Genomic DNA, 18,586 nt, shown 5'->3' with positions numbered 1-18,586 from the left:
GCGTCAGGCGGGTGCCGCCACGCTCTCGCCGAGCACGAAGCCGGGGTCGACCTGCGCCGCCAGGTCGGTCCCGGTGCGCTCGTTCCCCCAGGACTCGGCGTTCTTCAGGTGGAAGTGCACCATCTGGCGGGTGTAGCGCTCCCAGTCCCGGTGCTCGTAGGTGGCGTCCACGGCGGCTTTGAGTGTCTCCAGGGCACGGGCGTTGGCCTCCTCCAGGAGGTCGAACGCGGGCGGACGGCCCTTCTCCATGGCGCGCACCCAGTCCGAGCGCCCGACCGTCACGAGCAGGTCGTCGCCGACCTCCGCGCGCAGGAAGTCGATGTCGTCCGGCTCGTGGATCTTGTTGCCGACGACCTTCAGGGCGACGCCGAAGTCCCGGGCGTACTCCTTGTACTGGCGGTAGACGGAGACTCCCTTGCGGGTCGGCTCGGCGACGAGGAACGTCATGTCGAAGCGGGTGAACATGCCGGACGCGAAGGAGTCCGAGCCGGCCGTCATGTCGACCACGACGTACTCGTCCGGGCCGTCGACGAGGTGGTTCAGATACAGCTCCACCGCTCCCGTCTTGGAGTGGTAGCAGGCGACCCCCAGGTCGGCGTCGGTGAAGGGGCCGGTGACCATCAGGCGGGCGGCGCCGCCGTCGAGTTCCACCGGACGCGCGCAGGCGTCGTAGACCGGGTTGGGCTCGCGCACCCGGACCAGCCGCGAGCCCTCGCCGGGCGGGGTGGTTTTGATCATCGTCGCGGCCGAGGCGATACGCGGGTTGCCGCCGCGCAGATAGTCCTTGATCAGCGGGAGCCGTTCGCCCATGGCGGGCAGCGCCGCCGCCTCCTCCTCGCCGAGGCCGAGTGCGGGGCCGAGGTGCTGGTTGATGTCCGCGTCGATGGCGACCACCGGGGCGCCGGCGGCGGTGAGATGGCGGATGAAGAGGGAGGAGAGCGTCGTCTTGCCGCTCCCGCCCTTCCCGACGAAAGCAATTTTCATGTTCACCAAGCGTAGCCGGACGATAGCTGTACGTGTCACGCGAAGTGAAGAAGACCACTCCTTCGTGGGGCGGCCCGCCCGGGTGCGTACTGTCGTACCCATGAGTACGACAGGCGCGACCGCCGATCCGCTCGCCGCCCTGGGCTCCCTGCCCGGCGTGGCCGAATCCGTGGAGTCCGTACGCAAGGCCGTGGACCGGGTCTACGGGCACCGCGTCATGCGGCGCCGCAGCAACGAGGTCACCTCCGAGGCGGCCCTGCGCGGTGCCCGCGGCTCGGCGGCGCTGTCCGGGGCGGACTGGGCCCTGGAGGAGGTGCGGCGGCGCACCGATTTCAGCGTCGACGCGGAGGCCCGTGTCATGGGCGCGGCCCTGCGGCTCACCGCCGAGGCGGGACAGCTGCTGTCCATCTGGCGCCAGTCGCCGCTGCGGGTGCTGGCCCGGCTGCACCTGGTGGCCGCGGCGAGCGACGCCGAGCAGGTCGGCAGGCCGCGCCAGGCCGGCGAGCCGGTGGACGAGCCGCTGATCGGACTTCCGCTGCCGGACGCCGGGGAGGTCTCCGGCCGGCTGGAGGGGCTGGCGGACCTGGTCATCGCCGGTTCCTCGGCCCCCGCGCTGGTGACGGCCGCGGTGGTGCACGGCGAACTGCTCGCGCTGCGTCCCTTCGCGTCGTACAACGGCCTGGTCGCGCGCGCGGCCGAGCGGATCGTGCTGATCGGCAGCGGCCTGGACCCGAAGGCGATCTGCCCGGCCGAGGTCGGCTACGCCGAGCTGGGCCGGGCCTCCTACCTCGCCGCGCTGGACGGCTATGTCTCCGGCACTCCGGAGGGCATGGCGGCCTGGATCGCCCACTGCGGGCGGGCGGTCGAGCTGGGCGTGCGCGAGTCCACGGCGGTGTGCGAGGCGCTCCAGCGCGGCGCGGCCTGAGAAGGACTTCCCGGCGGTCGGACAGAGGGATGCGGCGGTACGAGTTCTCGTACCGCCGCTGGCATGTCCACCGGGTTACCAAGCGTCCTCGATATGGTGCCCATCAGGTCGGGGTGCTTTGCCCGTCACCTGGTGCGGCTGGCCCGTAATCGACGGGTCGACGTCGCGTGGGTGCGCGGTTTTCATGCGGGGTCCGTCTGGCCAAGTGCGTAGTGGTAGGAGATCCTCCCGGATTTCCTTTGGTCTCGCGGGCCTACGTTCTTTGTACCGCGCGCCCGGATGAAGCGGAACCCCTGCCCGCACTTCTTTACTTTCGGGTTCAAAAAGGACGAAACGGGCGCTGGTCAGGTGGTGCCGCGGCGCCGGCTGGCGTACCAGACGAGCCCGGCGGTCGCCGCCGCCGCGCCGACGGCCGCCGCCGCGACCAGTGCCGGGCGGGGCGGCACCGAGAAGGTCGGCAGCCGCTTCTTGAGCGGAACCGGACGGCGGAACTCCAGCACCGGCCACCCTTGCGCGAGGGCCTCGCGGCGCAGCGCGCGGTCCGGGTTCACCGCGTGCGGGTGCCCGACGGTCCGGAGCATCGGCAGGTCGGTCGCCGAGTCGCTGTAGGCGTAGCAGCGGCCCAGGTCGTAGCCCTCGGAGGCGGCCAGTTCCCGTATGGCCTCGGCCTTGGTCGGGCCGTAGGCGTAGTACTCCACCTCTCCGGTGAAACAGCCGTCCTCGCCCACGACCATGCGCGTGGCGACCACCCGGTCCGCCCCCAGCAGTTCGCCGATCGGCTCGACCACCTCCGCGCCCGAGGTGGACACGATCACCACGTCCCGGCCGGCCACGTGGTGCTCCTCGATCAGGGAGGCGGCCTCGTCGTAGATGATCGGGTCGATCAGGTCGTGCAGGGTCTCGGCCACGATCTCCCGCACCTGCCGCACGTTCCAGCCGCGGCACAACGCGGACAGGTACTCGCGCATGCGCTCCATCTGGTCGTGGTCCAGACCGCCGGCCAGGAAGACGAACTGGGCATATGCGGTACGCAGGGCGGCCCTGCGGTTGATCAGCCCGCCTTGGTAGAAGGACTTGCTGAAGGTGAGCGTGCTCGACTTCGCAATGACCGTCTTGTCCAGGTCAAAGAAGGCCGCCGCGCGGGGCAAGGAGTGGTTTTCCACACCCCTGAGCATAGGGGCCCACCATTCGGCGTAAGGTGGGGCGCGTGGGTTTGCCTGAGAGGCCTCTCGGGTACACCATGGAAGTCACGGATCGTTCGCGACCGTGCTAACCCGGCCCGACTCCTCCCCCCCCGAGTCGGCCGTGGGGACGACCCCCGCTCTCCCCCCCGGCGGGGGTCGTCGCATGTCCGGACGGGTTTTCCCCCTCCTCCTCATTCTTCACGCGGTCGTACGGCCGGCGTCACGCCGTCGTTGCCGCGCCTTCGGCACGCCCATGATTCGTTACCCACGGTAATCGCGGGGCTGCTCTGTGGAAGTCGTACGGAGGCCGGCGCGGGGCTCACCGGTATGGGTGACGAAGTTATTCACAGGGCCGGGGTTGTCCACAGTTTTCCACCAAGATCCACATTATTTCGCGGGCCGCGACACCGTGATTCCAGCGCACCGCGGCCGCGGCGAGTTCATGGCCGGTTCCGATTGCCCGCGGTGCGTACGGCCGGTTTCCGACGGCCGTTCCTATGGAGGCCGCTCGCCGGTTCTCCACGTCTTTGGGAATCGCGTGGTGGCAAGAGCCGCGCGGCCCGCGCAGCGAAGGGGGAACACCCGTGACCGAAACCGTCATCCACGACCCGCCGCCCGGCCCCGAGGACCGGCCCGGACGCCCGCTCATCGTCACCGAGGACGCCGTCCTCCTGGACGATCTGCTGCGCCTGTGCGCGGCGGCCGGCGCCACTCCCGAGGTCCACCACGGCGTACCGGAATCCGGCGACGGCTGGGCGGCGGCCCCGCTCGTGCTCGTCGGGGACGACGCCGCCCGCCGGCTGGGCGGGGCCGCGCGCCGGCCCGGCGTGGTGCTGGTCGGCCGCGACCAGGACGACCCCGACGTGTGGAAACGGGCCGTCCTGATCGGCGCCGATCACGTCCTGATGCTCCCCGACGGCGAGGCCTGGCTGGTCGACCGCATCGCCGACGTCGCCGAGGGCACCGGCCGTCCGGCCCTCACCGTCGGGGTGATCGGCGGCCGGGGCGGCGCCGGGGCGTCCACCCTCGCGTGCGCGCTCGCCGTCACCTCCGCGCGTGAGGGACTGCGCACCCTCCTGGTGGACGCCGACCCGCTCGGCGGCGGACTCGACGTGCTCCTCGGCGGCGAGGGCGCCGAAGGGTTGCGCTGGCCCGCCTTCGCCGCGTCCCGCGGCCGGGTCGGCGGCGGCGCACTGGAGGAGTCGCTGCCCGAACTGCACTCCCTGCGCGTGCTCAGCTGGGACCGCGGGGACTGCGTGGCCGTGCCCCCGCCCGCCGTGCGCGCGGTGCTGGCCGCCGCCCGGCGGCGCGGCGGCACGGTCGTGGTCGACCTGCCCCGCCGTCTCGACGACGGAGTGGCCGAGGCCCTCGCCCAGCTCGACCTGGTCCTCCTCGTCGTGCCGGCCGAACTGCGGGCGGTCGCCGCGGCCGGCCGGGTCGCCTCCGCCGTCGGCATGGTCGTCCGCGATCTGCGGGTGGCGGTCCGCGGGCCCTACGCACCCGGCCTGGACGACCAGGAGGTGGCCCGGCTGCTCGGCCTGCCCCTGGCCGGCCGGCTGCCCGTGGAACCCGCGCTGCTGCGCCCGAGAGGGAGCGCCAAGGCACCCGGCGTGAGCGGGCGGGGCCCGCTCGCCCGCTTCTGCGCGCACTTCTGGGAGCGCGCGCTGGTCGAGGCGGGAGGCACCCGATGACCCTCCCCGGGCTCGACCGGGCCGACGGCGCGGCCCTGCTCGACGGCGTCCGCCGCTGGCTCGCCGAGAGCGGCGCCGAACCCACCCCCGCGCGCGTGGCCCAGGCACTGCGCGAACAGGGCCGGGTGCTCGGCGACGCGGAAGTCCTCGGCACGGCCGAACACCTGCGCTCCGAACTCGTCGGCACCGGCCCCCTGGAACCGCTGCTCGCCGACCCCGACGTCACCGACGTCCTGGTCTCCGCGCCCGACCGGGTGTGGGTGGACCGTGGCGGCGGCCTGGAGCTGACCACGGTCGCCTTCCCGGACGCGGTGGCCGTACGGCGCCTCGCGCAGCGGCTGGCCGCCGTGGCCGGGCGCCGGCTGGACGACGCCCGGCCCTGGGCGGACGCCCGGCTGCCCGACGGCACCCGGCTGCACGCGGTGCTGCCTCCGGTTGCCGTCGGCTGCACCTGCCTCGCCCTGCGGGTGGTACGGCCCCGGGCCTTCACCGTCGGCGAACTCGTCGCGGCCGGCACGGTGCCGCCCGGCGGTGACCGGGTCCTGGAGGCGCTGATCGGGGCCGGGCTCTCGTTCCTCGTCAGCGGCGGCACCGGTTCCGGCAAGACCACTCTGCTCAGCGCGCTGCTGGGGCTGGCGGGACCGGGCGAGCGGATCGTGCTCGCCGAGGATTCGGCCGAGTTGAGGCCCGATCACCCGCACGTGGTCCGGCTGGAGACCCGGCCCGCCAATCAGGAGGGCGCCGGCCTGGTCACCCTGGAGGACCTCGTACGGCAGGCGCTGCGGATGCGGCCGGACCGGCTGGTCGTCGGCGAGGTGCGCGGAGCCGAGGTCGCCCACCTGCTCGCCGCCCTCAACACCGGTCACAGCGGCTGCTGCACGGTCCACGCCAACGCCGCCGCCGACGTACCGGCCCGGCTGGAGGCACTGGCCACGGCCGCGGGACTGGACCGGGCCGCGCTGCACAGCCAGCTGGCGGCGGCCCTCTCGGTGGTCGTGCACCTCATGCGGGACCGGTCCGGGCGGCGCCGGATCGACGAGATCCACGTCCTGGAGCGGGACGCCACCGGGCTGGTGCGGACGGTACCGGCCCTGCGCTGGGGCGAGCGGGCGTTCGTCCGGGAGCGGGGGTGGGAGCGGCTGCGGGAGCTGCTGGGGGCTTTCGGGGACCTGGGTGATCCGGGGCGGGCTCGGTCCGCGAGCGGGACGGGTGGCCGCAGTGATGGGTGAGAGGGGACGGAAGTGATCGGTGTGATGTCGATGGGGGCCGTGGTGCTCTGTCTGGGCGCGTCGGCCCGGCTGCTGGGCGGACGGCACTCCGGGGTCCGGCGGGCCCGGCTGCTGCTGGCCGGCGGCGGGGCGGTGGCGACCGGACCGCCGACCTGGCAGCAGGCCTTCGCGGACCTGCGGCGACGGCGCGGCCGGTGGGGAGCCGAGTGGGCGGCGCTCGGCGCCGGGCTGGTGATCGCCCTGTGGGGCGCCTCGGTGATTCCGGTCGTCGCGGGGGCGGCCGGGGTGCCGGTGCTGCGCCGGGTGCGGCTGGCCCGGCAGACCCGTCAGACCCGGGAACGGCGGGCCGACGCCGTGATCGCCCTGTGCGGTGTGCTCGCCGGCGAGGTGCGGGCGGGCCGGCAGCCCGGGGCGGCACTGCTGCGGGCCGCGCGGGACTCCGGCGGGCTCGGTGACGCCCAGGCCGCCGTGGTGGCGGCGGCGCGGTTCGGCGGAGACGTGCCGGGTGCGCTCGCCGTGGCGGCGCGGCAGCCCGGCGCCGGGGGCCTGCTCGGGCTCGCCGCGTGCTGGCGGGTGGCCGTGGACCAGGGCGCCGGACTCGCCGACGGCCTCGACCGGCTGGACGGCGCCCTGCGCGCGGAGCGGGACGGCCGGGCCGATCTACGCGCCCAGTTGGCGGGCGCCCGGGCCACCGCGGTGCTGCTCGCCGCGCTGCCCGTCCTCGGGCTGCTGCTCGGCGCCGCCATGGGCGCGGACCCGCTGCGGGTCCTGCTGCACACCGGGGCCGGCCTCGGCTGCCTGACCGCGGGGGCGGTGTTCGAGGCGGCCGGGATGTGGTGGGCGACGCGGATCGTGCGAGGGGCGGAGGCGGTGTGAGGCGGGTGTGGCGGGTCCGGGGAAAGCGGCCGGCCCGCGAGGCGGGCACGGGACGGCGGTCCATGTGCGGGAGGCGCAAGGAGTGGGTCGGATGAGCGCGGAGGTTGTCCACAGGCTGGGGATGGCCGGGATCGCGGTGCTGGTTGTCGGCTGGGGCGCGCAACGGCTGGAGCTGGCGCGCGGCGGCGTCAGACGCGGCGCAGGATGGCCGGGTTGCTGGGGCGTGGAGTGGTCCCGGGCCCCATGGGCAGAGGGCGGTTCACGCTGCCGCGCGGCGTACGGCGGTGGCTGCCGCCGGCCGGTGCGGCGTGCGGGACGTGGGTGCTGGTCGGCGGGGCCGTCGGGGCCGCGCTGGGGCTGGGTGCCGGCATCGCGCTGTGGCGGTGGCGGGGCCGGCAGGCGGCGGCCGGCCGGCCGGAGGCGATCGACGCCGCCGGGGCCGCGCGCGAACTCCCGCTGGCCGCCGACCTGCTGGCCGCCTGCATCGCCGCCGGTGCCGGTCCGGTGATCGCCGCCCATGCCGTGGGCGAGGCCCTCGGCGGACCGGTGGGTCAGGCGCTGGCGCGCGGCGCGGCGGAGGTCCGGCTCGGCGGGGCACCGGCGGACGCCTGGCGGAGCCTCGCGCTGCTGCCCGGTGCCGCTGCCCTGGCGCGGTTGCTGGAGCGGGCCGACGAGTCCGGGCTCCCCGCGGCCGGCCCGGTCGCCCGTCTCGCGTCGGACGCCCGCGCGGAGTGGTCCCGCGCGGCGACGGCCCGGGCCCGCCGGGCAGCCGTCCTGGTCTCCGCGCCGGTCGGGCTGTGCTTCCTGCCCGCGTTCGTCGCGGTCGGGGTGGTGCCCGTCGTGATCGGCCTGGCGGGCGGGGTCATGGGAGGGAGGTGAGGAGGAGGCGGGAGCGGACGAGCAGGAAGCGGTTCGGACAAGCACGGAGAACGAGTACAGACCAGAACCTTATGGGGGTCGAGATGTTCGGAAAGATCAGGAAAGCGGCGGCTCGGTTCCGTGGCGCGTGCCGCCAGGACACCGGAATGGTGACGTCCGAGTACGCCATGGGGATCATCGCGGCCGTCGGGTTCGCGGTGCTGCTCTACCAGGTCGTCACCAGCGGCCAGGTCCAGGCGGAGCTCCAGGCCATCGTGAAGAAGGCCCTCAGTGCGCGGATGTGAGGAGGGCGGCGACCGGGGGTTCGTGACCGTGGAGACGGCCATGGCGCTGTCCGTGCTGGTGGCGTTCACGATGGCGCTGGTCTGGGGGCTGCTCGTGGTGGCGGCGCGGATCGAGTGCGTGGACGCGGCCCGCGCGGGCGCCCGGGCCGCCGCCCGCCAGGACCCGCCCGACGCGGTGGCGAGGGTGACCCGGGAAACGGCTCCACGGGGAGCGCGGGTGACCGTCGCACGCGAGGGCGACCGGGTCCGGGTCACGGTGGTGGCCCGGCCCCGGCTGCTGAGCGGGCTGCCCTTCGACGTACGCGAGGAGGCGGTGGCGCTCGCCGAGGAAACCGTGGGCAGAGGGGAGGCGGGGCCGTGAGGCGGGAGTACGGGCCGGGGCGGCCTGCCGGGGACGAACGGGAGGGCCTGAGGGCGCCGGGGCGCGGGCAGGGGCGGACGGGCAGGTGGCGGATGGGTCGCGGGCGCGGTGTGGAGGCGTGGGGGCGCGGGCGGGGCCGGTGGTGGTGGGGTCGGCGGGGCGGCGCGGGGGCGCTGGGGGACGGGCGGGCGTCGCCGGGCCGGTGGGCTGGTGCGGGAGCACGGCGAGGGACGTCTCCCCGGTGGTCGCGGTCGCCCGGCCGGGAGCCTTGCGTGGCGGCGCCGGACAGCGGGGCCGAGGGCGTGGGGCGGCGGTGGGGGTCGGACCGGGGGTCGGCCACGGTGGGGAGCCTGGGGGCGATCGCCGTGCTGTGCGCGGTCTTCGGTGCCGTGCTGGTACTCGGGCAGGCCGTCGCCGTACGGCACCGGGCGGCGGGCGGCGCGGACCTGGCGGCGCTCGCGGCGGCGGACCACTGGGCCGAGGGCGGCGCGGCGGCCTGCGCCCGCGCGGAGCGGCTGGCGGCGGCCCAAGGGGTACGGCTGGTGCGGTGCGCGATCGTGGGCGACACCTCGGACGTGACGGCGGCCGTGGGAAGAGGGCCGTTCACGGCGGAGGTCAGGGCGAGAGCGGGCCCACCGGGACCGGTACCGCCCGGGCTTCCGGACGCGATCCGTCCCGATCCGCCTCCCGAGCCGGACCTGCCCGCCGGACCGGGTCCGCGCGTTGAGCCGGACCTGCCTCATGAACCGGACGCGCCTGCTGAACCGCGCCTGCCTCCCGAACCGGGCCCGCCGGCTCCACCCCGCCCCTGACCGGCCCCCGGCCCCTCAGCCACCGGCCACCTGCCTCCTTCGGCTGCACGGCAGCTAAGACCCCTTGGAACCCTCCGGCTCCTCCGTAGGCTCGTCCGCCGCCCCGCGCAGCAGCACCGTGAGAAGCCGTACCGCGCCCCGCTTGTGCAGGGGGTCGTTGCCGTTGCCGCACTTGGGGGACTGGATGCAGGACGGACAGCCGGCCTCGCACTCGCAGGAGGCGATGGCCTCGCGGGTGGCGGAGAGCCAGGCGCGGGCGGTGCGGAAGGCACGCTCGGCGAAGCCCGCGCCGCCGGGGTGGCCGTCGTAGACGAAGACCGTGGGCAGGAGGGTGTCGGGGTGCAGGGGGATCGAGACTCCGCCGATGTCCCAGCGGTCGCAGGTCGCGAAGAGGGGCAGCATGCCGATGGAGGCGTGCTCGGCGGCGTGCAGGGAGCCGCCGAGGATCTCCGGGGTGATCCGGGCCTCGTCCAGCTGGTCCTCGGTGACCGTCCACCACACCGCGCGGGTGCGCAGCGTGCGCGGAGGGAGGTCGAGTTTCGTCTCGCCCAGCACCTCGCCGGTGATGAGGCGCCGGCGGAGGTAGGAGACCACCTGGTTGGTGACCTCCACCGAGCCGTAGCACAGGCGTCCGGCGCCCCACGGGATCTCGGTGTCCGTCTCCAGGATGGAGATCGACGTGGTGTCGCGGGCCACGGTCGAGTACGGCGGGTCGGCCTGCTCGACCAGGGCGACGGAGTCCTCCAGGTCCAGGGAGCGCACCAGGTAGGTGCGGCCCTGGTGCAGATGGACGGCGCCCTCGTGGACCGTGGAGTGCGCGGCGGCCGCGTCGACCGTGCCGAGCAGCCGTCCCGTGCCGGACTCCACGATCTGCACCGGGCGGCCCCCGGCGCCGCGGATGTCGGTGAGGTCGGCGGCCCGCTCCCGGCGGGTCCAGTGCCAGGCCCGGGTGCGGCGGCGCAGCAGCTTCGCGGCCTCCAGCTGCGGCAGCACGTCCGCGCAGGCGGGGCCGAAGAGGCTCAGGTCCTCCTCGGTCAGCGGCAGCTCCGCGGCGGCGGCGCACAGGTGCGGGGCGAGGACGTAGGGGTTGTCGGGGTCGAGGACCGTCGATTCCACCGGCTGGTCGAACAGGGCCTCGGGATGGTGGACGAGGAAGGTGTCCAGCGGGTCGTCGCGGGCGACGAGGACCGCCAGGGCGCCCTGGCCGGAGCGGCCCGCGCGGCCCGCCTGCTGCCACAGGGACGCGCGCGTGCCCGGGTAGCCGGCGATCACGACCGCGTCCAGGCCGGAGACGTCCACGCCCAGCTCCAGGGCCGTCGTCGCGGCGAGGCCGAGGAGCCGGCCGGAGTGCAGGGCGCGTTCCAGGGCACGGCGCTCCTCGGGGAGGTAGCCGCCGCGGTAGGCCGCGACACGCGGGACCAGGGAGCGGTCCACCTCGGCGAGCCTTTCCTGCGCGATGACCGAGATCAGCTCGGCGCCGCGCCGGGAGCGCACGAAGGCGACCGAGCGCACGCCCTGCACGGTCAGGTCGGTCAGCAGATCGGCGGTCTCGGCGGTGGCGGTACGCCGTACGGGCGCACCCTTCTCGCCCCGCAGTTCGGTGAGCGGGGGCTCCCAGAGCGCGAAGACCAGCTCTCCGCGCGGGGAGGCGTCGTCGGCCACCTCCACCACCGGCAGGCCGGTCAGCCGGCACGCGGAGGCCGCCGGCTCGGCGGAGGTCGCGGAGGCCAGCAGGAACACGGGGGAGGAGCCGTAGCGGGCGCACAGGCGGCGCAGCCGGCGCAGCACCTGGGCGACGTGCGAGCCGAACACGCCGCGGTAGGTGTGGCACTCGTCGATGACGACGTACCGGAGCGATTTCAGGAAGGAGGACCAGCGCGGGTGGGACGGGAGTATCCCGCGGTGCAGCATGTCCGGGTTGGTCAGGACGTAGTTGGCGTACTGGCGGATCCACTCCCGTTCCTCGAACGGTGTGTCGCCGTCGTACACGGCCGGGCGCACCGAAGTGCCGAGAGATTGTGAAAGTTCCTTCACCGACCGGCACTGATCCGCGGCGAGCGCCTTGGTGGGCGCCAGGTACAGGGCGGTGGTGCCTCGCCCGTTGGGGGCCTCGGCGCCGTCCAGGAGGGTGGACAGGACGGGCACGAGGTAGGCGAGGGACTTGCCGGAGGCGGTGCCGGTGGCGACGACCACCGAGTCGCCGTCCAGGGCGTGCTCGGCGGCCAGTGCCTGGTGTGCCCAGGGATGCTCGATGCCGCACGCCCGGACGGCCGCGATCACCTCGGAGCGAATCCGGTCAGGCCAGACGGCATGGCGGCCCGCGCGCGGGGGCAAGTGCTCCGTATGAGTGATGCGCGCAGCCCGGTTCGGCCCGGAGGCGAGCCGGTCCAGGACCGCGCCCGGAGACGGACGGGACGCCGGGTCCGCCGGGGTTCGATCGGATCGGTGATTCTTGGCCATCGGCACCGAGTGTGTCACTGGTGTGACGGACAATGGAGTCAAGGCGTCGTGCACGCCTGCCGGTAAGTGATTGAATGCCATCGCGGCTGGCGAAGCGTCCCGGGGGCCGCAAGTCTAGGTGCCCGAGGGACAACCGCTCGATAGCAAGGTGCTGGAGGATCCGTGGACCTGTCCCTGTCGACCGAGACCGTAGGCGATCGTACGGTCGTCCGAGTCGGTGGCGAAATCGACGTGTATACCGCGCCAAAGCTGCGCGAGCAGCTGGTCGAGCTGGTGAACGACGGGAATTTCCACCTCGTCGTCGACATGGAGGGCGTGGACTTCCTCGACTCCACCGGGCTCGGCGTGCTGGTCGGCGGCCTGAAGCGGGTGCGGGCCCATGAGGGCTCGCTGCGCCTGGTCTGCAACCAGGAGCGCATTCTCAAGATCTTCCGCATCACCGGCCTCACCAAGGTGTTCCCGATCCACACCACGGTCGAGGAAGCGGTGGAGGCCACCGACTGATCGGCCGCCGGCCGATTCCGGACCGGTTGCCGACGCCGGACTCCTGACGGGGTCCGGTCGTCGGCCGGTTCCGTCCTGGGCCGACGCCGACGATGCGGACGCCGGCAGTCCGCCGCGTACGCGGATGACGCGGACAAGACGCCGCGGACAAGGCGGCCCGGGGTACAGAAGGACACCAGGGGGGTGAGGTCGCCGGGTGGCGACCCCGTCCCCGACCGCACGCCCGTAGTCGCGAGGGGGATGCATGGCCACCGTCGAACTCCGCTTCAGCGCGCTGCCCGAGCACGTCCGGACCGCCCGCCTGGTGGCGGCGGCGGTGGCGCGCCGGGCGGGAGTGGACGAGGCCGTCCTGGACGAGGTGCGCCTCGCCGTGGGCGAGGCGTGCTCCCGCGCGGTCGGACTGCACCGGAACAGCGGCGTCACGGCACCGGTGAAGGTGGCGCTGATCGAAGAGGAGAAGCAGTTCTCCATCGAGGTCGGCGACGAGGCGCCGCACGCCGTCCCGGGCGGCGACACGCCCGGCTCGGCACAGAACGGCGACGCCGAGGCCGAGGAGGACGAGATGGGCCTCGCGGTCATCAGCGGCCTCGTCGACGAGGTGGAGGTCACCACCGGACCGAACGGCGGACTGATCCGCATGACCTGGCCGACCACACCGCCGGGCACAGCCGTCGCCTGACCGACGGCGCAGCCGCACTCCCGAGGGCCCTGCTCAGCAGGGCCCTCGTTGTTTTTCCCGGGCGCTCCGGAATTCGTGAAGATATTCACGATCAATAGCCCGATAATTCGATCAAGCGCCAATGCGGTCGTCAATGCCCTGAGAGCATTACTTCTTTCGGGTTCCATGCCGCTCTCTCGATCATTTGCTGAAGAGCATGAGCAGGCCGAATCCGATTACCGTCCCCTGTTTAGATCACCCGGCGGTCCCTACAATCCGTCCACATCTTGAGCTCAGTCCAAGCGTCAAGGAGGACGAATGGCGGGGCTTTCTACCCCTCATCCGGGTCATACCACTTCTCTCGCAGCCGTGGTGCTGACCGACGACAATCGGATCATCGTGGCCGTTATCGCGGCGGTAGCCCTCGCCGCGCTGGTGGTCGCGGGGATCCTGGTCCGGCAGGTGCTCGCGGCGGGCGAGGGAACCGACAGCATGAAACGGATCGCCGAGGCGGTCCAGGAAGGTGCCAAGGCGTATCTGGCCCGGCAGTTGCGCACGCTTGGCGTATTCGCCGTCGTCGTGTTCTTCCTGCTCATGCTGCTGCCCGCGGACGACTGGAATCAGCGGGCCGGCCGCTCGGTGTTCTTCCTGATCGGAGCGGCGTTCTCGGCGGCCACCGGCTATATCGGCATGTGGCTCGCCGTGCGCAGCAACGTGCGGGTCGCCGCGGCGGCCCGGGAAGCCACTCCGGCGGAAGGCGAACCCCGAACGGATCTCACCACCGTCTCGCACACCGCGATGAAGATCGCATTTCGCACCGGCGGCGTCGTCGGCATGTTCACGGTGGGGCTCGGTCTGCTGGGCGCCTCCTGTGTGGTGCTGGTGTACGCCGCCGACGCGCCGAAGGTGCTGGAGGGCTTCGGCCTCGGTGCCGCCCTGATCGCGATGTTCATGCGCGTGGGCGGCGGCATCTTCACCAAGGCCGCCGACGTCGGCGCCGACCTGGTCGGCAAGGTCGAGCAGGGCATTCCGGAGGACGACCCGCGCAATGCCGCGACCATCGCCGACAACGTGGGCGACAACGTCGGCGACTGCGCGGGCATGGCGGCCGACCTCTTCGAGTCGTACGCCGTGACCCTGGTGGCCGCGCTGATCCTCGGCAAGACCGCCTTCGGCGACTTCGGACTGGCCTTCCCGCTGCTGGTGCCCGCCATCGGCGTGATCACGGCGATGATCGGCATCTTCGCGGTCGCCCCGCGCCGTGCCGACCGCAGCGGCATGACCGCGATCAACCGCGGCTTCTTCATCTCCGCGGTGATCTCGCTCGCGCTCGTCGCGGTGGCCGTCTTCGTCTACCTGCCGGGCAGCTACGCCGGCCTCGACGGCGTCACCGACGCGGCGATCAAGGGCAAGGACGGCGACCCACGCGTCCTCGCGCTGGTCGCGGTCGCCATCGGCATCCTGCTCGCCGCCGTCATCCAGCAGCTGACCGGCTACTTCACGGAGACCAACCGCCGACCCGTGCGGGACATCGGCAAGACCTCCCTGACCGGACCGGCCACCGTCGTCCTGTCCGGCATCTCGGTCGGTCTGGAATCGGCCGTGTACACCGCCCTGCTCATCGGGCTCGGCGTGTACGGCGCGTTCCTGCTCGGCGGCACGTCGATCATGCTGGCGCTGTTCGCCGTGGCCCTGGCCGGCACCGGCCTGCTCACCACGGTCGGCGTGATCGTCGCCATGGACACTTTCGGGCCGGTCTCCGACAACGCACAGGGCATCGCCGAGATGTCCGGTGACGTCCAGGGCGCGGGCGCGCAGGTGCTCACCAATCTGGACGCGGTCGGCAACACCACCAAGGCCATCACCAAGGGCATCGCCATCGCCACCGCCGTCCTCGCCGCGTCGGCGCTGTTCGGGTCGTACCGCGACGCGATCACCACCAACGTGCGGGACGTCGGCGCCAGGCTGACCGGGCCGGGCACACCGCTCAGCCTGTCCATGGACATCTCGCAGCCCAACAACCTGGTCGGTCTCATCGCGGGTGCCGCGGTCGTCTTCCTCTTCTCCGGGCTGGCCATCAACGCCGTCTCGCGCTCGGCCGGCTCGGTGGTGTTCGAGGTGCGGCGGCAGTTCCGCGAGAAGCCCGGGATCATGGACTTCACCGAGAAGCCCGAGTACGGCAAGGTCGTCGACATCTGCACCAAGGACGCCCTGCGCGAGCTGGCCACGCCCGGCCTGCTCGCCGTCATGGCGCCGATCTTCATCGGGTTCACGCTCGGTGTCGGCGCGCTCGGCTCCTACCTCGCCGGCGCCATCGGCGCGGGCACGCTGATGGCGGTCTTCCTGGCCAACTCCGGCGGCGCCTGGGACAACGCCAAGAAGCTGGTGGAGGACGGCCACCACGGCGGCAAGGGCAGCGAGGCGCACGCGGCCACGGTGATCGGGGACACGGTCGGCGACCCCTTCAAGGACACCGCCGGACCCGCGATCAACCCGCTGTTGAAGGTCATGAACCTGGTGTCGCTGCTCATCGCGCCGGCCGTGATCAGGTTCTCCTACGGCGACGACAAGAACCTCGGCGTGCGGATCGGTGTCGCGGTCTTCGCACTCCTGGTGATCGTCGTCGCCGTGTACATCTCCAAGCGGCGCGGCATCGCCGTCGGTGACGAGGAGAACGCCGAGCGGGTCACCAACTCGCCCGACGCGGCGGTGGTCTCCTAGCCGGACCGGCAAGACCCGCCTCCTTGTGTGCGCCCGGCCACGTCGTGAGCCTTCTCTCCCGAGGGGCAAAAGGTCACAAAATCTGACTGATCACTCGGCCGGTAGCGGGAGTACGGCCGTCCGCCGTGTAGATTCCGGGGGCCGAGAGCCATGGAAGGGACCAATCCGGTGAACAAGAAGCTCGCGGCCGCACTGTCCGGCGGTGCGGTACTGGCGGTGGCGGTGACGGGGTGCGGCGGCAGCGGCGACAAGGGGCCCGACCCCAAGCTGGTGTCCTGGGCCAAGACGGTCTGCGACGCCGTCCCCGCGCAGAGCGCCAAGATCAAGTCGGCCAACGCCTCGATCGCGTCCATCGCCACGGACAGCAACCTTCCGCCCAAGGACGCCCAGAAGACGTACGTCGAGGCCTTCCAGAGCCTCGCCGACGGCTACAAGGCCCTCGCGGACGCCCTGAACAGCGCCGGAGCGCCTCCCGGGATCGACGGCGGCGCCAAGCTGCAGAAGAACGCCGCCGGGAACCTCGCCGGCCTCTCCACGTCGTACACCGGCCTGAAGAAGACGGTCGAGGGGCTCGACACCAAGGACCAGGGCAAGTTCGCCAAGGGCCTCAAGGAGGTCGCCGGGCAGACCAAGGAGGTCGGCAAGCAGGGCGACGACGGCACCGAGGCGCTGAAGCGGCTGGAGCAGGGCGAGGTCAAGGAGGCCATGGCCGAGCAGCCCAGCTGCAAGGTCGCCGCCTCCGCGACGGCGCGGTCCACGGCCTCGGCGACGACCGGCTGACGTCGGTGAACGGCCCGCGCGGGGTCCGTCACGGCGGCCCGTCGCGGGCCACAATGGGGGCGTGACTGACACCGGACCCGCTTCCCTGCCCGCCGTCGACCGGCCCGACACCGCCGCGCGCCTGAGGGACGCGCTGCTGGCCGCCTCCTTCACCGCCGACGGGCTGCTCGACCTGCTCGGCGCCGCCGCGTACGCGGCACTGGCCCGCAGCGAGACCGTGCCCGCCCTGCGGGCGACCCGCGGCGACACGCCGCTGGAGACGCTCGTACGGCTGTTCCTGCTCCAGCAGCCGGTGCCGCACGCGCGCGTGGCGGCCGTGCTGCCGGTCCAGGAGGCGCTGGAGGCGGGCTGGCTGCGGCGCGTGGGCGGTGACGAGGTGGCCGCGACCGTGGACGTGCGGCCCTACGGCGGTCCCGGCGGCGAGGACTGGTTCATCGTCTCCGACCTGGGCTGCGCGGTCGGCGGGGCCGGCGGCATCGGGCAGCGCGACGAGGGGGTCGTCCTCGGCGTCGGCGGCGCCTCCACGACCCTCGCCGGCATCACCGTGCGCACCCCCGTCGCCTCCGCCCTGGACCTCGGCACCGGCTCCGGCATCCAGGCGCTGCACGCCGCCCGGCACGCCACGCGCGTGACGGCGACCGACCTCAACCCGCGCGCGCTGCACGTCACGGCGCTCACGCTGGCGCTGTCCGGGGCGCCCGCCGCAGATCTGCGCGAGGGCTCGCTCTTCGAGCCGGTCCGGGACGACGAGACCTTCGACCTGATCGTCTCCAACCCGCCGTTCGTCATCTCCCCCGGGGCCCGGCTGACGTACCGGGACGGCGGCATGGGCGGGGACGATCTGTGCCGCTCGCTCGTTCAGCAGGCGGGGGAACGGCTGAACGAGGGCGGGTTCGCGCAGTTCCTCGCGAACTGGCAGCACGTGGCGGGGGAGGACTGGCAGGACAGGCTCAGGTCGTGGGTGCCGCGCGGGTGCGATGCCTGGATCGTGCAGCGCGAGGTGCAGGACGTCACACAGTACGCCGAGCTGTGGCTGCGGGACGCCGGCGACCACCGCGGTGACCAGGCGGAGTACCAGGCGCGCTACGACGCCTGGCTCGACGAGTTCGAGGCGCGCAAGGTCCGGGCGGTCGGCTTCGGCTGGATCACCCTGCGCAAGACCGGCTCCGCCGAGCCCGTCGTCACCGCGGAGGAGTGGCCGCACCCGGTCGAGCAGCCGCTCGGCGAGACGATCCGGGCGCACTTCGACCGGCTCGACTACCTCCGCGGCCACGATGACGCCGCGCTGCTGGACAGCCACTTCAAGCTCGCCCCCGAAGTGGTCCAGGAACAGGTCGGGCTGCCCGGCGCCGAGGACCCCGAGCACGTGGTGCTGCGCCAGCACCGGGGAATGCGGCGGGCGACGAAGGTGGACACGGTCGGCGCCGGGTTCGCGGGCGTGTGCGACGGCACGCTGAGCGCGGGCCGCATCCTGGACGCCATCGCGCAGCTCGTCGGCGAGGACGCGGTGCTGCTCCGCGACCGCACCCCGGCCCAGATCCGGCTGCTGGTGGAACAGGGCTTCCTGGAGCCGGCGGGCTGAGCGGGATCGCGGGGGAAACCCCGGGGCGGCCGTGCCGTCGCAGGTGCGGTCGGATCATCATCCGGTCCGGCCGCGCGTACCGCCGTATGCCGGGAGCGCGGAGCCGGAGAGGGCGCCGGGGACCTCGGCGCGGGCCCGTCTCCGAAAACGGCCGGAAAAATATGGCCGCGGGTTCCGGAGCATTGTTCGTACGTAAGTGCGATTTTCCGCCGGTCTTCCGTTCACCTCGATGTCGCCCGCCCGTCTCCCGTGCGTGTCACGCTCCCCGCGCCGGGCAGAGCCGGCGGCGGGGAAGAGGGGGGCGGACGATGGAGAGTGGGCCGGCGATCTTCGCGGGAGCGGTGTTCGCCCTGTTCGGAGCCGGTCTGCTGGCCTGGACCGGGACACGGCTGCGCCACCGGGAACCGGTGGGCCTCGATGTGAGCCGGGTCGCATCCACCGCCCTCGCGAGCGTGGCCGCGACCGTCGCCCTGACCCTCGGCGGGTACTGCCTGACCCGGCTCTGAGCCTGTTTGGGACCGCTCCGGCGGGTAAGGGGAGCGTTACGCTCCGGACAGGGCCGCGCGGTCGGCCGGGCAGTCCGGGCGGCAGGAATGCCGGTAGTCGGGTTACCGTTCGAGTGGCCGTTGTGGGCTTTTCCCGTTTGACACGAGGGC

Annotated in this window: 17 protein-coding genes; 14 read left to right on the top strand and 3 right to left on the bottom strand. The window is 73.2% G+C overall.

The genetic code is table 11. From position 1 onward, the window contains the following. Window positions 1–3: 3 nt before the first annotated feature. Window positions 4–984 (bottom strand): ATP-binding protein, encoded by a 981-nt coding sequence (locus SCK26_RS16990; protein WP_318202154.1) that lies wholly within the window; start codon window positions 982–984, stop codon window positions 4–6. Window positions 985–1,084: 100 nt separating this feature from the next. Between SCK26_RS16990 and SCK26_RS16985 the strand changes: the two genes are divergently transcribed. Further along, entirely contained in the window at window positions 1,085–1,909 is an 825-nt protein-coding gene (locus SCK26_RS16985; RefSeq protein WP_318202153.1) for an oxidoreductase, read from the top strand. A gap of 344 nt (window positions 1,910–2,253) precedes the next feature. On the opposite strand, the gene SCK26_RS16980 is transcribed toward SCK26_RS16985, so the two are convergent. Beyond that, a complete protein-coding gene (locus SCK26_RS16980; RefSeq protein ID WP_318202152.1) occupies window positions 2,254–3,084 on the bottom strand; it encodes an HAD-IB family hydrolase in 831 nt (276 codons plus the stop codon). Window positions 3,085–3,677: 593 nt separating this feature from the next. Here SCK26_RS16980 and ssd point away from each other — a divergent pair. The 7 genes from ssd to SCK26_RS16945 all read left to right on the top strand — a co-directional run bounded on the left by ssd (window position 3,678) and on the right by SCK26_RS16945 (window position 9,225). Then, window positions 3,678–4,784: a septum site-determining protein Ssd gene (ssd, locus tag SCK26_RS16975; protein WP_318202151.1), complete on the top strand. Its 1,107-nt coding sequence runs from the start codon at window positions 3,678–3,680 to the stop codon at window positions 4,782–4,784. Then, window positions 4,781–6,013, top strand: a complete 1,233-nt coding sequence (locus SCK26_RS16970) for a TadA family conjugal transfer-associated ATPase (RefSeq protein ID WP_318202150.1) — start codon at window positions 4,781–4,783, stop codon at window positions 6,011–6,013. The genes ssd and SCK26_RS16970 overlap by 4 nt, the downstream gene beginning before the upstream one ends. Window positions 6,014–6,037: 24 nt before the next feature. Then, window positions 6,038–6,889 carry a type II secretion system F family protein gene (locus SCK26_RS16965; RefSeq protein ID WP_318206028.1) on the top strand — a complete coding sequence of 284 codons (852 nt, stop codon included), beginning with the start codon at window positions 6,038–6,040 and terminating at the stop codon, window positions 6,887–6,889. A gap of 243 nt (window positions 6,890–7,132) precedes the next feature. Further along, window positions 7,133–7,768, top strand: a complete 636-nt coding sequence (locus tag SCK26_RS16960; RefSeq protein WP_318202149.1) for a type II secretion system F family protein — start codon at window positions 7,133–7,135, stop codon at window positions 7,766–7,768. A 71-nt stretch (window positions 7,769–7,839) separates the two neighbouring features. Next, on the top strand, window positions 7,840–8,052 hold the full coding sequence (locus SCK26_RS37990; protein ID WP_412080753.1) for a DUF4244 domain-containing protein: 213 nt from the start codon (window positions 7,840–7,842) through the stop codon (window positions 8,050–8,052). Between the two features lie 22 nt (window positions 8,053–8,074). After that, a complete protein-coding gene (locus SCK26_RS16950) occupies window positions 8,075–8,413 on the top strand; it encodes a TadE family type IV pilus minor pilin (RefSeq protein WP_318206027.1) in 339 nt (112 codons plus the stop codon). Between the two features lie 341 nt (window positions 8,414–8,754). After that, window positions 8,755–9,225 (top strand): Rv3654c family TadE-like protein, encoded by a 471-nt coding sequence (locus SCK26_RS16945; RefSeq protein ID WP_412080752.1) that lies wholly within the window; start codon window positions 8,755–8,757, stop codon window positions 9,223–9,225. A 54-nt stretch (window positions 9,226–9,279) separates the two neighbouring features. On the opposite strand, the gene SCK26_RS16940 is transcribed toward SCK26_RS16945, so the two are convergent. Beyond that, complete coding sequence (locus SCK26_RS16940; RefSeq protein ID WP_318202148.1) at window positions 9,280–11,766, bottom strand: DEAD/DEAH box helicase; 2,487 nt, start codon at window positions 11,764–11,766, stop codon at window positions 9,280–9,282. Window positions 11,767–11,847: 81 nt separating this feature from the next. Between SCK26_RS16940 and bldG the strand changes: the two genes are divergently transcribed. From bldG to SCK26_RS16910, 6 genes are all read left to right on the top strand, one after another. Beyond that, the gene (bldG, locus tag SCK26_RS16935; RefSeq protein ID WP_318202147.1) at window positions 11,848–12,189 is read left to right on the top strand and encodes an anti-sigma factor antagonist BldG; all 342 of its coding nucleotides are present in this window, start codon (window positions 11,848–11,850) and stop codon (window positions 12,187–12,189) included. 244 nt (window positions 12,190–12,433) lie between these two features. Next, entirely contained in the window at window positions 12,434–12,868 is a 435-nt protein-coding gene (locus tag SCK26_RS16930) for an ATP-binding protein (RefSeq protein WP_318202146.1), read from the top strand. 297 nt (window positions 12,869–13,165) lie between these two features. Beyond that, window positions 13,166–15,568, top strand: a complete 2,403-nt coding sequence (locus SCK26_RS16925; protein WP_318202145.1) for a sodium-translocating pyrophosphatase — start codon at window positions 13,166–13,168, stop codon at window positions 15,566–15,568. A gap of 168 nt (window positions 15,569–15,736) precedes the next feature. After that, window positions 15,737–16,348 carry a small secreted protein gene (locus tag SCK26_RS16920; RefSeq protein ID WP_318202144.1) on the top strand — a complete coding sequence of 204 codons (612 nt, stop codon included), beginning with the start codon at window positions 15,737–15,739 and terminating at the stop codon, window positions 16,346–16,348. Window positions 16,349–16,409: 61 nt separating this feature from the next. Continuing rightward, window positions 16,410–17,930 (top strand): class I SAM-dependent methyltransferase, encoded by a 1,521-nt coding sequence (locus SCK26_RS16915; protein ID WP_318202143.1) that lies wholly within the window; start codon window positions 16,410–16,412, stop codon window positions 17,928–17,930. A gap of 308 nt (window positions 17,931–18,238) precedes the next feature. Further along, window positions 18,239–18,436 carry a hypothetical protein gene (locus tag SCK26_RS16910; protein WP_318202142.1) on the top strand — a complete coding sequence of 66 codons (198 nt, stop codon included), beginning with the start codon at window positions 18,239–18,241 and terminating at the stop codon, window positions 18,434–18,436. Window positions 18,437–18,586 lie beyond the last annotated feature (150 nt).

The sequence above is a fragment of the Streptomyces sp. SCL15-4 genome, assembly GCF_033366695.1.
In the GTDB taxonomy this organism is placed as follows: Bacteria; Actinomycetota; Actinomycetes; order Streptomycetales; family Streptomycetaceae; genus Streptomyces.
The sequence above is the reverse complement of the archived record's forward strand: the minus strand, read 5'-3'. Positions and strand labels throughout refer to the sequence as shown.

Excerpts from the sequence above, each read along its gene's own strand:
- SCK26_RS16970 (WP_318202150.1), top strand. The coding sequence starts at position 4,781 with ATGACCCTCCCCGGGCTCGACCGGGCCGACGGCGCGGCCCTGCTCGAC.
- SCK26_RS16940 (WP_318202148.1), bottom strand. The coding sequence starts at position 11,766 with ATGGCATTCAATCACTTACCGGCAGGCGTGCACGACGCCTTGACTCCA.
- SCK26_RS16925 (WP_318202145.1), top strand. The coding sequence starts at position 13,166 with ATGGCGGGGCTTTCTACCCCTCATCCGGGTCATACCACTTCTCTCGCA.
- SCK26_RS37990 (WP_412080753.1), top strand. The coding sequence starts at position 7,840 with ATGGGGGTCGAGATGTTCGGAAAGATCAGGAAAGCGGCGGCTCGGTTC.
- SCK26_RS16980 (WP_318202152.1), bottom strand. The coding sequence starts at position 3,084 with ATGCTCAGGGGTGTGGAAAACCACTCCTTGCCCCGCGCGGCGGCCTTC.
- SCK26_RS16930 (WP_318202146.1), top strand. The coding sequence starts at position 12,434 with ATGGCCACCGTCGAACTCCGCTTCAGCGCGCTGCCCGAGCACGTCCGG.
- SCK26_RS16910 (WP_318202142.1), top strand. The coding sequence starts at position 18,239 with ATGGAGAGTGGGCCGGCGATCTTCGCGGGAGCGGTGTTCGCCCTGTTC.
- SCK26_RS16985 (WP_318202153.1), top strand. The coding sequence starts at position 1,085 with ATGAGTACGACAGGCGCGACCGCCGATCCGCTCGCCGCCCTGGGCTCC.
- SCK26_RS16990 (WP_318202154.1), bottom strand. The coding sequence starts at position 984 with ATGAAAATTGCTTTCGTCGGGAAGGGCGGGAGCGGCAAGACGACGCTC.
- SCK26_RS16960 (WP_318202149.1), top strand. The coding sequence starts at position 7,133 with ATGGGCAGAGGGCGGTTCACGCTGCCGCGCGGCGTACGGCGGTGGCTG.
- SCK26_RS16965 (WP_318206028.1), top strand. The coding sequence starts at position 6,038 with ATGTCGATGGGGGCCGTGGTGCTCTGTCTGGGCGCGTCGGCCCGGCTG.